Origin of the sequence: Paenibacillus pinihumi DSM 23905 = JCM 16419, from assembly GCF_000422505.1 — a bacterium.
In the GTDB taxonomy this organism is placed as follows: Bacteria; Bacillota; Bacilli; order Paenibacillales; family Paenibacillaceae; genus Paenibacillus_D; species Paenibacillus_D pinihumi.
The window spans coordinates 42,167-56,944 of record NZ_AULX01000029.1 but is presented as its reverse complement, the minus strand read 5'-3'; the positions used below and the strand labels follow the sequence as shown (position 1 = coordinate 56,944).

13 protein-coding genes are annotated in these 14,778 nt (G+C 50.9%); 12 read left to right on the top strand and 1 reads right to left on the bottom strand.

The features are described from left to right. Positions 1-21 precede the first annotated feature (21 nt). The gene (locus H583_RS0111000) at positions 22-441 is read left to right on the top strand and encodes a GNAT family N-acetyltransferase (RefSeq protein WP_028560515.1); all 420 of its coding nucleotides are present in this window, start codon (positions 22-24) and stop codon (positions 439-441) included. Positions 442-861: 420 nt separating this feature from the next. After that, positions 862-1,389 (top strand): hypothetical protein, encoded by a 528-nt coding sequence (locus H583_RS0110990; RefSeq protein WP_036709245.1) that lies wholly within the window; start codon positions 862-864, stop codon positions 1,387-1,389. Positions 1,390-1,464: 75 nt separating this feature from the next. Here the strand turns inward: H583_RS0110990 and H583_RS0110985 are convergent, their stop codons facing one another. Further along, positions 1,465-1,833, bottom strand: coding sequence for a DUF423 domain-containing protein (locus H583_RS0110985; RefSeq protein ID WP_028560513.1), 369 nt, complete (start codon positions 1,831-1,833; stop codon positions 1,465-1,467). A gap of 519 nt (positions 1,834-2,352) precedes the next feature. Between H583_RS0110985 and H583_RS0110980 the strand changes: the two genes are divergently transcribed. The 10 genes from H583_RS0110980 to H583_RS0110935 all read left to right on the top strand — a co-directional run bounded on the left by H583_RS0110980 (position 2,353) and on the right by H583_RS0110935 (position 14,540). Continuing rightward, complete coding sequence (locus tag H583_RS0110980) at positions 2,353-3,666, top strand: extracellular solute-binding protein (RefSeq protein ID WP_028560512.1); 1,314 nt, start codon at positions 2,353-2,355, stop codon at positions 3,664-3,666. 74 nt (positions 3,667-3,740) lie between these two features. Continuing rightward, positions 3,741-4,577, top strand: a complete 837-nt coding sequence (locus H583_RS0110975; protein ID WP_028560511.1) for a sugar phosphate isomerase/epimerase family protein — start codon at positions 3,741-3,743, stop codon at positions 4,575-4,577. Further along, positions 4,564-5,691, top strand: coding sequence for a Gfo/Idh/MocA family protein (locus H583_RS0110970; protein ID WP_028560510.1), 1,128 nt, complete (start codon positions 4,564-4,566; stop codon positions 5,689-5,691). Before H583_RS0110975 ends, H583_RS0110970 begins: the two co-directional genes overlap by 14 nt. A gap of 84 nt (positions 5,692-5,775) precedes the next feature. Then, the gene (locus H583_RS0110965) at positions 5,776-6,648 is read left to right on the top strand and encodes a carbohydrate ABC transporter permease (protein ID WP_036709243.1); all 873 of its coding nucleotides are present in this window, start codon (positions 5,776-5,778) and stop codon (positions 6,646-6,648) included. Between the two features lie 17 nt (positions 6,649-6,665). Then, the gene (locus tag H583_RS0110960; protein WP_028560508.1) at positions 6,666-7,493 is read left to right on the top strand and encodes a carbohydrate ABC transporter permease; all 828 of its coding nucleotides are present in this window, start codon (positions 6,666-6,668) and stop codon (positions 7,491-7,493) included. Between the two features lie 115 nt (positions 7,494-7,608). Next, entirely contained in the window at positions 7,609-9,402 is a 1,794-nt protein-coding gene (locus H583_RS32590; protein ID WP_051236307.1) for a sensor histidine kinase, read from the top strand. Continuing rightward, positions 9,399-10,958, top strand: a complete 1,560-nt coding sequence (locus H583_RS0110950) for a response regulator transcription factor (protein WP_028560507.1) — start codon at positions 9,399-9,401, stop codon at positions 10,956-10,958. Before H583_RS32590 ends, H583_RS0110950 begins: the two co-directional genes overlap by 4 nt. Positions 10,959-11,001: 43 nt before the next feature. Then, positions 11,002-12,210, top strand: a complete 1,209-nt coding sequence (locus H583_RS32585; protein ID WP_036709240.1) for an MFS transporter — start codon at positions 11,002-11,004, stop codon at positions 12,208-12,210. A gap of 278 nt (positions 12,211-12,488) precedes the next feature. Next, a complete protein-coding gene (locus H583_RS0110940; RefSeq protein WP_028560506.1) occupies positions 12,489-14,063 on the top strand; it encodes an AraC family transcriptional regulator in 1,575 nt (524 codons plus the stop codon). A 141-nt stretch (positions 14,064-14,204) separates the two neighbouring features. Continuing rightward, positions 14,205-14,540, top strand: coding sequence for an antibiotic biosynthesis monooxygenase (locus tag H583_RS0110935; RefSeq protein ID WP_028560505.1), 336 nt, complete (start codon positions 14,205-14,207; stop codon positions 14,538-14,540). Positions 14,541-14,778: the final 238 nt, after the last annotated feature.

Sequence of the window (14,778 nt, the reverse complement as noted above, 5' to 3'; positions counted from 1 at the left end):
GTCAAAGGTGAGTGCAGGACATTGAATATTCGAACAGCAACCAATCAGGATTATTCCGTATTGCGGCAAATTTATCTGGAATCGCGCAGGCAGCAGTTCCACTGGGCGAATCCGGACGAAATGGCCTTGCAGGATTTTGACCGGGACACAGAGGAAGAACATATTCTTGTAGCCGAGCAGGCAGGGCATATCCTTGGATTTGTTTCTTTATATGTGCCGGAAAATTTTATTCATCTGTTATTTGTCCACCCGGATCACTTTGGCAAAGGAGCCGGAACGAGGCTGCTCGCCGCTGCTGCCCTGGAGATGAATACGCCGTTAAGACTGAAATGTGTCTCTGAGAACATCAGAGCGTTGGCTTTCTACGAGCGTAACGGATGGAAGAAGGTTATTGAAGAAGAGAAGAACGGTGAAAAGTATTGGGTCATGGAATATGAGTAAACAGGCCAGGTAGACAGGAAGCACTACTTTTCAAAGCCATATTGAAAAAAATTTATGTTTTGGGTGTGTTTTTGTGATTTAAGCACTATTTTTTGACATCTCTATTCTTTATAATTTATACAGTAGCTACAAAGAGTCACATTAAAAGGGGGTGTACCTATGATTCCACCAATCGGATTCGGTAAAAAAGATATAAAAAAAGGAAGCGGCTTCGGGAAGATTGTCATTCTTAATGACACGCTGAGAGCCCAAGTACAGGCAAAATAAGGCTTCTTGAAACTTTCTTCCTAAACACCGATAAGCGCTGCTTGTCGGTGTTTTTATGGTGTACATTTTCTGTCCGGGACGATAGGACCATTGTTGCTGACCGTTCCCATTCGCTAGAATGAGGAGATAACAACAAGCATGGAAAGCGAGTGAATGGCAGTGAACATTTCCGTTGAACATATTCCATGGCAGCGTCTGACTGCTTCATATGCCAGAGGAGGCGAAATACCCGGGCTGCTGGAGAGGCGCAACTACCGCGAACTTGCAAATTTGATTGAGCATCAAAGCACATTATGGCAAGCAACCCCTTGGGTCATCCATGTGCTGCTGGAGCAGCTCAGGCAGCGCGGCGCCAAAAATGTGGAGCCGGATGAAATCGGGCTGTATCTGGCAGTTGCCAGTGCGTTGGAGGGAAAGCCGCTGGATGCGGGAGACCAGGTTGATGATCCTGCACAGCTGCTGAGCGAGTCCTATTTATGGCCGGAGAGTGATGAAGAGGATGAGGCGGCATGGGAGGAAGAGGAGCCGCAAGGCTATGATCAGGCTTCTTTCTTCAGTTACTACTATTACAGCTATCTCTGGCTCCGGCAGGCCAGGCCCTTATTGGCGGCAATCCGGGACAATCAGCCGGAGCATGCAGAGTCTGTAAGTCGGCTGTTGAAGCTTCTGCAAGCTGAATAATGCTGCAAGATAAAAAGGAAAAGGGGCAGCCTTACTTCCCCCTTTTCCTTTCATTTTAGACCTGATAATGATGTATTACCCCTGAATGACAGCAACGGCCACGATGATCCAGCCGGCGATAAAGCATAAGCCGCCTAGCGGCGTAATGGCTCCCAGCCGTTTGACCCCGGTAAGCGCAAGCACATACAGGCTGCCGCTGAACAGCAAAATTCCCGCAAACAGCAGCCAGCCTGCTGTCAGAACAAGCCCGCTTTGCAATACGCCTCCAGCCAGCACTCCCAGCAGCAGCAGTCCCAGGCCATGGATGAGATGATAGAGAACCCCTGTCTGATAGATATCCAGCATGTCAGCTGTCAGTTTTTTCTTGAGCGCATGGGCGCCGAATGCTCCCAGCATGATGACAACAGCCAGATTCAGGCTGCCAAGCAGCAGCAAAGTTTTCATCGGAATAACCTCCCCTTGATATATATGGTTTCAGGTTGCCTGAATGTATTGTAAACCCTCTGAAGACTCCAATCCAACCCCATTCATGACCGAATCATGACAGTGTGTTGAACTTACGCCATTTGTCCGAAGTCACCGCTCCCGGAGTTATGGCCTTCTAATAGATTCTTTTATGCATTTTGCCGCTAAAAATACGCTTCGGACAGTATACTGCGGTATCTAATCTGCCATCCCGGACAGCTTTAACGGAAAATTCTATTGTTCTTCATGGACGCACCCCAGGGACTTGAAATTAAAACTGACATCAGAGCCCAAAATAACAAAATAAATTGAATGCGCTTTCTTATATGTTATATAAACTTACACAAAATCTTAAAAGTATCAAAAAAATAAGACTGAGATTAAAAATTTAAACCTTATTGTATTTCTATGGGATAGTTAAGCGTATACAACGGGAGTTATAATAAATTCATGAAATATTGCGTCACTATTACTAACATTCGAAAGGGGTCTGATCTTGTGAAAAGCTCTATTTTTAAAACCGTACTAATTGCAGCTTCTGCTGCCTTGCTGCTGTCTGGATGTGGAGGGGCAACGGGCGGGGAGGGCAATCGTCAGGGCAATGAAAAGAAAGAGACTGTGACGCTGACGATGGAATACAACTGGTCCAGCCCTAATGCGGACAATTTGTATTATAAGGAACGGATCAAGCAATTCGAGGAGCAGAATCCTGACATCAATATTGAAGCGCAGGATATCCCGTCCGCCCAATACCGGACGAAGCTCCGTACGGAAGCTGCGGGCAACAGCATGCCGGATATGTTTATCCTGTTCCCGGCTGTAGAGATGGAGCCTTATATTGCAGCCGATGTGCTGATGCCGATTGATGAGATTATGGATGAATGGAAGGGGATATTGCCTCCGCAGGCGCTGGCTGGCTTCAATGTGAACGGCAAGCAGTACGCGATTCCGACCAAAATGACTTTTGTCGATATCATCTACTACCATAAAGACCTGCTTGAGAGCGTAGGGTACAAGGAATTCCCTGCCACCTATTCCGAGTTTCTTGAAATGGCCAAGAAGCTGAAAGCGGCCGGAATTACGCCAATTGTCATGGGGAACAAAAACCGGTGGCCGATGCAGTCGTCCTTCATTTCAGCAGTAGGCGACCGCTTTGCGGGCAGCGATTTCCTGCAAAAAGTCATTCAGGGAGAGGCGAAATTTACCGATCCTGATTATGTGAACGCCTTGAACACCGTATCTGAGCTGGTCAATCTGGAGGCCTTCAATGCGGATATTAATACGATGGATGAGGTCCAGCAGCAGGATTACTTCCTGCAGAAGAAAGCTGCGATTACAATAACGAGCTCGACGATTGATACGAAATTCCGGGCAGGCAATACGGACAAGGCCGCAGCAGAAAATATCGGCATTGCGCTCTTCCCGGCTGTAGAAGGCGGCAAAGGCGATCCGACGAAAAGCGCAGGCGTCATTCAATATGGAATCGGTTTGAGCAAGGGACTTAGTGATGCGAAAAAAGAAGCGGCCATGAAGTTTCTGAAATTTTTCTATGCGCCTGAGCTGTATACGACACTGATGAGCAAGGGAATCGTCGTGCCGGCCTTGGTTGAGACACCTGCGGATACGACCCCGTACCTGAAAGAAATGCTTGAGCTGACCAAGAACGGATCGGCGGTTGTATTTGACAGCGTCATGCAACCCGCACTCAAAGATGCAATGGAAAATGGCATTCAAGCCATCCTGACCAAGCAGAAAACGCCGGAGCAGGTTGCAAAGGAACTGCAGGATACGATGGATAAGAACAGAAGATAGGAAGCGAAAACATATACCCTGCGTGCTATCGCGGAACGGACTACCCTACAATTCAAATGCATGGAGGCAGGCGCATGAAGCTTTCACTCGGAGGATTTTCTTTTTACCAGCTGTTAAGTGCAGGGAAAATGGATATTTTCGGATATTTGGAAACGGCGGCACATCGCTACAGGCTGCAATCGGTGGATTTGTGGAACGGGTTCATGACGGACCGCAGTGACCCGTTCTATCCGGTTGCAGACACGGCGCTGCTCATGCGAATCCGGAATTCGATGGAGGAGAAGGGGCTTACGCTTGCCAATTTTGCGGTGGATCGGGCCCACTTATGGGATGAAGATGCTGACGTGCGGGAGAAGCTCCACCGCAATGCAATGGATTACTTGCGTGCGGCAGAGCTGCTTGGAGCGCGTACAGTTCGCATCGATACGAGCCGGGGGCCGGTTCAGCCGACAGAGGCGCAATTTGAATATACCGTCAAACGCTATCAGGAATATGCCCAGCGGGCTGCAGATTACGGTTATACCGTCGGGCCGGAGAATCACACAGGCATTTCGCTTCATGCCGGGTGGATGAAGCAGCTCGCAGAGGCAGTCGGTCATCCCGGCTATGGCATTCTGCTGCATATTGGCCGCTGGCAGGAGGGGACGGAGCCGGGAGAACGGCTCCTCGCCCCCTGGGTGAATCATGTTCATCTGGATGCCAGGTCGATTGTCGCAGAAGAAACGCCTCCAATCATCAACCATCTTCTGGACAGCGGTTATGCAGGGGCTTGGGCGGTAGAATACAATGCTCCCGAACATCCCTTTATTGAGCTGGAATGGGCATTGGCATCTGTGAAGCGATTGTTGGTCAGAACGAATGCAGCCGGGCGGGAGCGCGGTATTGGAGGGCAGCAGCATGCAGCAAATTAGAATCGGTGTTATCGGTGTTGGCATTATCGGAAAGACGCATGTGAAAAATTACGCGGAGATTCCGGGCGCGGACGTTGTTGCCGTCTGTGATCTCAATGAACAGGAAGCGCAGGCGGTCGCAGACCAGTATGGAATCCCCCATGTGTATACCGATTACAAAGCCTTGCTGGAAAGAGATGACATTGATGCCGTTGATGTTTGTCTGCACAACAACTTTCACGCCCCGCTTACGATTGCGGCGCTTGAAGCAGGCAAGCATGTCTATTGCGAAAAGCCGATTGCGGGCAGCTATTATGACGGATTGTCGATGGTGGAGGCCGCGAGGGCGAGCGGTAAAATGCTCCATATTCAGTTGAACAGCTTATATAAGAAGGAGACGAAAGCCGCCAAGTCGTTAATTGATGACGGGCAGCTCGGCCATATTTTTCATGGCCGCTCCAATGGCTTTAGAAGAAGGGGACGTCCGTATGTGGACGGCTTCGGCACCGTTCATTTTACCCGCAAGGCCAGTGCAGGCGGTGGCGCCTTGCTGGATATGGGCGTCTACCATATTGCCCAGATGCTCTATCTGATGAGTGAGACGGAAGTCGGCCGGATAACCGGCAGGCTTGTACAGCAGATGGACATGGACCCGCAGCGCCGGGCGGATAGCGGCTTTGATGTGGAGGAGCTGGCGCTTGGATTCGTTACGTTCAAGAGCGGCGCCACGCTTGATATCTTCGAAGCGTGGGCAGTCCATCTCGGCGGCATAGAAGGGAGCAGCATTATTGGCTCCAGGGGCGGGATTCGCCTGCCTTCCTATCATTCAGGCGAGCAGACGGGGGAATTCAGTTTCCATACGACAGTTGCGGATATGGATGTGGACAGCAGGGTGGACCTGAACCGGATGGATACGCGCTGGCACCGGCTCAGAGCCGATGAAGACGCCTATGATTCTTCCCAGCAGCATTGGATCGCCGCGCTCCAGGGGAGGGTTTCCCTGCTCCCGACAGCGGACATCGCGCTGGCTACGCTGCTCATTAGTGAAGGCATGTATGTATCAGATGAACGCGGCTGTGAGGTGACTGCCGAGGAGATTGCTGCCAGCTCCAGGTCGCTTGCTGTGAGCCTTTGACCCCGGCAAGCCCTGGGATGCGATAGCAATAAACAATTATAAGCTGTTAACAGGCAGTATGAAATGTGGAAAGGAGGGATGCACATGCATGGATTGAAGCGAACAGGATGGACCGTATTTTTCGGAATGCTGCCGGCTCTCCTGATTTATACGGGAATTGCGCTGGTGCCGATCGGCATGTCGCTATATTATTCGTTTTTTAGCTGGGACGGACTGTCTCCTATGCGCCATGTGGGACTGCACAACTATATTTCAACCCTGACCGATGGTGTGTTCTGGAAGGGGGTAGGCAACAATCTGTTTATGCTGGCGACCGGAATATTCGGACAGCTGCCGATCGGCTTGTTTTTCGCTCTGCTGCTCAACCGTTCTTTGAAAGGAATCAAGGTGTACAGGTCGATGCTGTTTTTACCTGTAGTCATCTCTGCCGTTATTGTCTCGATTATTTGGGGCATGGTGTTCAAGATCGAATCGGGAATGCTGAACGGGCTGCTTGGCCTTATCGGGCTGGAGAGCTGGCAGCAGGACTGGCTCGGCAGTCCAAAGCTCGGGATGCTGTCGGTCAGCATTACGTATATTTGGCAGAACTACGGCTTTTTCATGGTCATTTTCCTGGCCGCCCTGCAAAATATTCCGCAGGAGATGAGAGAGGCGGCTCTCATGGACGGTGCAAGCGGCTGGAAGCACTTCTGGTATGTGACGCTGCCTATGCTCAAGGATACCATCTGGGTCACGCTCATCTTTGCGATCAGCAACAGCTTCCGTGTATTTGACCTGATTTATGTCATGACCGCCGGAGGCCCGGCCCACAATACGGAAGTTATGACGATCTATATGTATAATAATGCGTTCCAAAATATGAATTTCGGATACGGAAGCGCGGTCTCCATGCTGATTCTGTTGTTCAGCCTGATTGCGATCTACGCGGCCAAGCTGATTACGCAGCGCAACCGCTAAAGGGTGAAGGAGGAGCTATGAAACAAACGCGTATGAAATTATCTGTTATTCATCTGTTTCTTGCCGTGCTGTGTGTGGCGAACATTCTGCCTATCCTGTGGATGGTGACCAGCGCATTCAAATCAGAGGAGGAATTCTCCGTCAATCCGATGGGGCTGCCCTGGCAGTGGGATTTCAGCAACTTCGCCAAAGCGTGGGAGGTCGCCCATCTCGGGACCTACTTCTGGAACAGCCTGATTGTCACGGCGGGAGCTATCCTTCTGACTGTGCTGCTCGGCGCGCTGGCCTCTTATTTTATCGCGAGGTTTAATTACAGATGGTCGACGTGGGTATACGGGCTGTTCATTGTCGGGATGACGATTCCCATTCATGCGACACTGGTTCCCATCTTTATTCTGATGAAAAACCTTAGTCTGCTCAACACACATCTGTCGCTGGTGCTGCCGTATACGGCTTTTCACCTGTCGATTACGATCTTTATCCTCGTTGGCTTCATGAAGTCGTTCCCGAAGGATATTGAGGAGTCAGCCATTATTGATGGAGCCGGAGTCTACCATATCTTCTGGTCGATCATTCTGCCGATGACAAGGCCGGCCATCGCTACGGTTGTTATTATCAACTTCATTTACAACTGGAATGAATTCCTGTTCGCGCTCGTACTGATCAGCAAGACGGGGTTGAAGACATTGCCTCTTGGACTTGCCAATTTTGCGGGAACGGAGACGAAGTTCCAGACGATGCAGATGGCTGCACTCACAATGGCGCTGCTGCCGCTAATCGCCTTTTACCTGCTGTTGGAAAAACAGCTGGTTCAGGGGATGACGGCAGGCGCGGTGAAAGGGTAACCAAAATTTAGTGGCTTCTCCTATCGTCCTTCATTTATTATAGAGAAGCAGGGGCGGAAGTTAGAAACGGGAGCCTGGCTCCTTAAAGACCGTCCTTGGAGAGGGCGTGGCAGCGATGAGACGGAAATGGTTTAGTCTGACGGGCATCAGCTTGCGAAAGAAGTCGGTGGCGATCTTCGTACTGTTAGTCACGCTGCCTTCCGTGCTTGTCGGCTATGCATTTCTGGACAGGTACGAAATTATATTGCGGCAGCAGTTTATCGATTCGACAGAGAAGAACCTGAACACCATTGAAATGAATCTGTACGAGAAGATCAAGACTGTGGATGATATTACGGATTATATGATCTATCAGGAGGATTTCCGCAGCTTTATGCAGACACCGGAGACTGCGGAGACTTTGGATCAGCTGAATGCCGACCGTGTCTCGATTGAAGGGTTCGTCGGGTTCCAGCTCATGTCCAGGAACTATATCAAATCCATTACACTCCAGGGCAACAACGGCAATACGCTGCAGCTTGGGGAGCCGGTGGAGGGGCCGGAGCAGGAGTGGATCGAGCATGCCAAAGCAAGCAAGGGTGCGATTGTATGGTCGAACGCCTATCCGCTTGTCAGCGCATGGACCGGACCAAAGCGGGTCATCTCCCTGTTCCGCGTCATCAACTCGTATTACGATTTGACAAAGTCGGTGGGGATGGTCATTATCCGGTTGAATGAAGCGGAAATTTCGTCGCTGCTGACGGCAGCCGTACCGGAGGAGAAGGGCTCGATCTTCATCCTTCGGCCGGATGGGACTGTGCTGCTCCACAGTGACAATGAGCTGGTCGGCAAGCCTTATCCCAATGACGGGCTGCTTGGGGTCGTGCAGCGCAACCCTGGAGAAATCAAGGAGATGGATATTGGCGGCAGCGAGTATGTCGTATTCAGCAAGCGGATGCGGGCTACGGGATGGAATGTCGTCTCTTTGGTGAAGGAAGAGACAATTGTTGCGAAGACGAATGCGCTGAAGGTATCCTTGCAGGTGTTGTTCTGGCTCGTCTGCCTGTTCGGCCTGCTTGCGCTGATCGGCTTCGAGCTTGCCATTATCCGTCCGATGCTGGAGCTCAAGAAGCAAACGAGCAGGCTTAGCACCGGCAATTTCTCGGCCCATGTTACGGTGCGGTCCCGGGATGAAATCGGCGAGTTGGGCCGCCAGTTCAACCGGATGGTCCAGACGATCAAGGAGCTGATCGACAAGAAATACAAGCTGGAGATCCGGCAGAAGGAATCGGAGCTGAGGTTTTTGCAGAGCCAGATGGACCCGCATTTCCTGTACAATACACTGGATATTATCCGCTGGACGGCACGTCTGGAGAAAGCGCCGGAGACGAGCCGGCTCATTGAATCGCTGTCCGGTTTCCTGCGGATGAGCATGAACCGGGATAAGCAGACGACAACGCTGGAGGATGAACTGGAATTTGTCCGGTCCTATCTGAACTTGCAAACGAAGCGGTTGGGCAGCAATTTGACCTTCTCACTGTTTGTCGATGTATCCCTCAAGGATTCCGTGCTGCCGCGGCGGCTGATCCAGCCTCTGGTGGAAAACAGCATCAAGCACGGTCTTCATCCGCGGCAAAAGGGGGAAATCCGGGTCAGATGCTACCGCAGTGACGCCGATGAGCTGATCATCGATGTCAGGGATACCGGAACCGGCTTCTCAGAGGAAAAGCTTCGGGCTATTCAGGCTGTAATCAACAAGCAGAGCAGTGATGAAGCACTTGTCGGCCATGCCATATTTAATATTAATGAACTGATAACCCTTTCCTTCGGCAGCGGCTACGGGGTGGAATTTCCCGCTGAATATAATAAGGATGGCGCTTGTGTGCGGCTAAGAGTTCCTGTTACCAGGAACAGACAGGAGGCTATATGACCATCAAGATGCTGATTGTAGATGATGAGCCGATTATATGCAGAGGGTTGCGGGAGACCATTCCATGGGAAGAGATCGGGGTCGAGGTGGCGGGAGAGGCCTATGATGGCATGGAGGCACTGGAGCTATTGAATACCCATGCAGTCGATCTCATCCTGACTGATATTCATATGGATGGAATGGATGGGCTGTCATTGTCGAAGCATGTCCGGGAACAATATCCGCATGTCCGGATTATGATTCTGAGCGGCTACGATGATTTTGACTACGCGCGCCAGGCCATCCGGCTCGGGGTGAAGGATTATCTGCTCAAGCCGGTCAATGTAGACGAACTGGTTGGAATGGTATCGGATATTGGCCATGAGCTGCGGCAGGAATCCAGGCAGAGGGAAGAGCAGGAGCGGGAACTTTGGCAGAGCTGGCTCAATCGGCTGTTGCAGAGCGGCGGATTGTCCTCAGGGCTGGAACCGCCGCCGCTCGCGGCAAACATCCGCAGCATGCGCGTTATCGCCAGCCAACTTGAGGATTATGCACTGTGGGCCGGCGAAGCAGGGCAAGAGGAGTTGGAGAGGCTGCGCATTCGATGGGAGCACAAGGTTCAGCATGCGATATCCCGGCAAGGGGTGGAGGTGTTTACACAGTTTCCCCATCCGAATCTGCTGATTGCCGTATGCGTCGCGTCCTGTGATTTCCCGGATAGCGATCTGTATCTGACATTGGAAAATGCACCGGAACTGGAAGGGGTACCCCTTCATTTTGGCGTATCTCAGGCGTTTATATCAATTTCGGAGGCTTACATCCATAGTGAGCAGGCGATTCAGGCTGTCCAGCAGAGCATCTTCCTGGAGAAGCGGACGGTACTGATCTTTACAGAAAAGGTGATGCCGTCCAGGAATCGCGGCATACTGGCTCCTGAGGGGATCGAGAAGCAGCTGGCCAATCTGCTGGTTGGGGGAAGCGCAGATGAGCTTGAGGATGTGCTGAACAGGCTTATGCAGCAATTCAGGGAAGGCCGCTACCTGCCTGCGGATATGGTCCAGGCGCTCAAGGAGCTGAACATTCTCATCCAGCACAGGCTGAGTGCCGGCGGATTCGATGCGCCGGATGAAATACAGGACTTGTTCCACAGTGTTGATATCTACGGCTGTAGTTCCTATCCTGCGCTTTTGGCCTCCATCCGCCGTGAATTGCAAGCTTTGCTGGCAATCATCCAGCCGCATGTTGGCGGTAAGCATCACTGGACCGTTAACCGGATCAAAAATTATATCGAATCTCATTATACAGAGGATTTGAAGGCGTCTGAGGTGGCGGCATGGCTCAAAATTACACCGAATTATTTCAGCATCCTGTTCAATCAATATTTTGGCAAGGGCTTTGCCGAGTATTTGAACGAAGTGCGGATTGACCATGCCAAAGCAATGCTGAGCAGGACACATGACCGCGTATTTGAAATTGCGGAGAAGGTAGGGTACAACGACTACAAATATTTCTGCTCCATTTTTAAATCCTATTCAGGCATTACACCTACGCAGTACCGCCAGCTTGCCGGGAGGTAGCTGGTATATCTGCTTGCAGGCCTCGATTATAAGGGAGGGTAACATGAAGCAGGCTTCGTCCGCGCAACCGCAATCGTTTGCTGTAATCAAGAGCTTTAATTTCTTTATTTACGGCGCCATTGCGATTTACATGTCATTTTTTCCGCTCTATTTGCATTCCGTTGGCGTCTCCTCCTTCCAGATCGGGGTTTTGCTTGCCGGAGGGCCGTTTATATCGGTGCTTGCGAATCCGTTCTGGGGCTATATCAGCGACCGCTGGCATAACACCAAGCGTGTCCTGTTAGTCCTGTTGTTCGGCAATCTCATTTTGATGCAGGCGGCATTCATCGGCTTTTCCTATCCGGTTCTGGTTATGATTATGCTGGCCTATTTCTTTTTTGAAAGCCCGCTTTTTTCCCAAAGCAACAGCCTCATTCTGGATACGATTGAGGGCACAGGAAGGCGTTTCGGCGAATTCCGGCTCTGGGGCTCTCTGGGCTGGGCGCTGATGGCAGTCAGTGCCGGTCCGGTTATCGGCATGATTGGCATTCAGCGTCTCTGGATCGTGTACAGTCTCATTATGCTGGCGGCCATCGTCGTGGCCTTATGGCTTCCCCGCAGGAATATCAGTCCGAAATCGGCTGCCGAACAGGGCAGCTATGCCAGTATTTTTAAAAATAAATGGTTTATTGTGTTTCTTCTTATTGGCGTACTGATCTCGATTCCGAACGGGATGAATTCAACCTTCATGCCACTCTACATGTCTGAGCTTGGCGGCACGGAAGGGTTGATCGGATTATCGGCTTTTTTAACCTCAATCTTTGAAATCCCAGTGTTCCTCCTGTTCGACCGTTACATGCCCAAAGGCAAGAAAGCCATGATTATGGGCCTTGCACTGGTCAGCCTGCTCTATTCGGTACGATGGCTCCTGATGTCGGCTGCTACTTCCCCCTATGAGGTCATTGGCATTCAAGTCATGAACAGCGTTACATTCGGCGGTTTTTACTATATCGGAACCCAATTGACATCCGTGCTGGTGCCCCAGCAATTCAGGGCATCAGGGCAGGCCTTGTATGCATTAAGCTGGGGCGGGGTGGCCGGCATTATTGCAGGGATTGCAGGCGGCTGGGTATTTCAGAATCTCGGAGCCGTTACGATGTACAGGCTTGGTTCTGTCCTTTCCCTGCTCAGCGTGGCCGGATTTCTCCTGCTGTATGTGCTGATGCGCCGTGCGGCAGGAATCGGTATTGACAGCGGAGAGAGCATGCGGTAACAGCTGGCATTCTAGGATTTGGACAATTGTTCAACCAAACCTGCCAGAATTAAGTATAATAGAGTTGGCTGCTCGATTGGGCCGGCTCTTTTTTTGTACTTCTGATCAAGACGATAGAAGTTGAAGGAAAGAAACTTGCCTGATTCTGTTGCGCGAAAAGGTGCTGCATGCTCAAGGCAGCGTCAACAGTTAACGCTTGATTGATATTGAGAATCTTTATTATCAGATAAATGAGAGTCGATATACAGGCCATAATTTTTGTAACGGGGGAGATTGAATTGCAAGCCGTATCCATTCATTCACAGCTGCACTATATGGAATCCAGCGAATGGATCATAGGCGGGGGTGAAGAACAGACACTTGAAGCGAGTCCATATGAGCGCTTCGGAATTTGCATGAAAAGCGGACTTCATGCTTCTATCCTTAAAAGCTGTCAGCAGGGCAAGCGCAGAGGGGGCAGGATACTTCATATCGCTGCGGGAGAAGTGTTTTTTATTCCGGCCGGTTACGCTGTTGCGGTGTATTCTGGTTCTGCATTGAATGCGGAGCTGGTCCTCATATCGTTCCAGTCAAGCGGAGGACAGTGTGAGGAAGGCGAGCCTGTCCTGAGCAGCTTCCGCATGCCGCAAATGAAAAACTGGATTTCCGAGTTTGTTGCTTGTCATCCCGGCAGCCCGGCAACAGACTATTATCTGGTGCAATCGAGGCTGTATGCGATCGCTGCCGCCTGTACGAAGCCAAAACCAAGAGCGGGCATGGAGGAGGCGGAAATTGCCGGGCTCGTGGAGGAGACAAGGCAGGACATTCTGGACAATTATGAATCGGCGCTTGGCATGGAGGAACTGGCGAAAAGCTCGGGAGCCGGCTCCAGCCGGTTTTATAAAGCTTTTCGCAAAATTACAGGCTTGAGCCCGCTCAAGTATCTGATCAATGCCCGGCTGAATGCCTCGCTTGGGCTGCTGGCCGATCCGGGAGTAAGCGTGGCCGAAGCGGCACATTCCGTCGGTTATCATGATGAATACTATTTTAGCAGGCTGTTCAAGAAGCATATGGGGCTGGCCCCAACGGAATTTGCTTCACGGGCGCAAGTATCGCTGGCTGTGCTATGTTCCGTATTTGTCGGTGATCTGGCTGTGCTTGGCATCACCCCGCGCGTCGTATTTGGGCGGGACTGGGACCTGGATCTGGATAACAGGAAACGTTATTTGGAGGAAATCAGCCGCACACGGCCGGATTATATTTTGACTGGTCCCCTTCCGGAGGACCTGATTCAGGATTTGAATGCCATCGCGCCTGTCGTTGTCTATGACTGGTATGAATATTCCTGGCAGCAGCGGCTGCTGGAATTTGCCCGCCTGCTTGATCTGGAAAGCGTGGCGGATCGCTGGCTGACAGATTTCCGGCGCAAAACAGACAATGCCCGGCAGCAGGTGGAGCAGCTGTGGCCGGATATTCCATATCTGATTGTCGGGATTAGAGAGATGGGACCGGGGGAATATAATTATCGCATTTATGGAAGGCAAATTCGAAAGTTTACGGATTTGATCTATGACGAGTTTCATATAAAAGTGCCAGGGGAAGTTAATGATCTTATTCATATGGACGTTTCGGAGCTTCAGAAGGTGATGGCACTCGGCAGTGAGAATGCACTGTTCCTGATCGAATTTCCGGCAGGTGAAACCTTTTGCAGGCAGCTGCAGCAGCAGTGGAAGCACGGTCTGGAGGGCGGCGAAGGGAAGCGGAGAAGCATTCTGATTCATCTGGATGAGCCGTTCCTGTATAACTCGATCATGCACGAGAGGCTAATCGACCAGATCGTCAAATACTTATACTCAGGCAAACAGAACCGGTAATCCGGAAATAGAAAAGTCCATGGAGAAGACGAAATATCCATTCCGTTTTCTCCTTTTTGTTGTAAAATGGAAAGTGTGTTTGCGAATAAGAATCATTATCATGATCGGGACAAGCAGTTAATTCATACAGGAGGGATTGCCATGCTGGTACAAACCCGTACAATAACAGTGACCAAGGGCCATGCCGATCAGGTGGTCGCAAGATTCAGTGAGCCGGGAGTGCTGGACAAGCGCGACGGGCTGATTGATGTCAGCGTCATGGTGAACAAGCGAAGCAAGGAGACAGAGGAAGTGATGGTTATCATTCGCTGGGAATCCGAGGAGGCGTGGAAAAACTGGGAGAAGAGCCCGGAGCATCTTCAAGGCCATCGCGACAGCAGGGGCCAGACTCCGCCTGATTACATTCTGGACACGGTCGTTCACATGTATGACGTGAAGGCTGTCAGGAATGGGCAATTCCAGGGGCAGCAGACTTAAACAAGATAAAAAGAGCTTTCGAAAAAATGAAAACTCCTTCCTTGTTTTGCTAGCCGGAGCGTTGACACCGGACAATTAATCATATACATTTGTACACAGAATCGTATGCGTTTGCTGCCCGGAGGGAGAGTGAAGGCAGGACATTGTCCTGCCTTCTTGCGTGTAAGTAAGTTTGCGGACGTCCGGGAGAGCAAACGGGGGAACATGACGAATCATCTGGCACAAGAGAGAGAGGAGA

Bases quoted from the DNA above. Each gene is read 5' to 3' on its own strand.
- H583_RS0110990 (WP_036709245.1), top strand. From the start codon at position 862: ATGGCAGTGAACATTTCCGTTGAACATATTCCATGGCAGCGTCTGACT.
- H583_RS0110985 (WP_028560513.1), bottom strand. From the start codon at position 1,833: ATGAAAACTTTGCTGCTGCTTGGCAGCCTGAATCTGGCTGTTGTCATC.
- H583_RS0110975 (WP_028560511.1), top strand. From the start codon at position 3,741: ATGAAGCTTTCACTCGGAGGATTTTCTTTTTACCAGCTGTTAAGTGCA.
- H583_RS0110970 (WP_028560510.1), top strand. From the start codon at position 4,564: ATGCAGCAAATTAGAATCGGTGTTATCGGTGTTGGCATTATCGGAAAG.
- H583_RS0110965 (WP_036709243.1), top strand. From the start codon at position 5,776: ATGCATGGATTGAAGCGAACAGGATGGACCGTATTTTTCGGAATGCTG.
- H583_RS0110960 (WP_028560508.1), top strand. From the start codon at position 6,666: ATGAAACAAACGCGTATGAAATTATCTGTTATTCATCTGTTTCTTGCC.
- H583_RS32590 (WP_051236307.1), top strand. From the start codon at position 7,609: ATGAGACGGAAATGGTTTAGTCTGACGGGCATCAGCTTGCGAAAGAAG.
- H583_RS0110950 (WP_028560507.1), top strand. From the start codon at position 9,399: ATGACCATCAAGATGCTGATTGTAGATGATGAGCCGATTATATGCAGA.
- H583_RS32585 (WP_036709240.1), top strand. From the start codon at position 11,002: ATGAAGCAGGCTTCGTCCGCGCAACCGCAATCGTTTGCTGTAATCAAG.
- H583_RS0110935 (WP_028560505.1), top strand. From the start codon at position 14,205: ATGCTGGTACAAACCCGTACAATAACAGTGACCAAGGGCCATGCCGAT.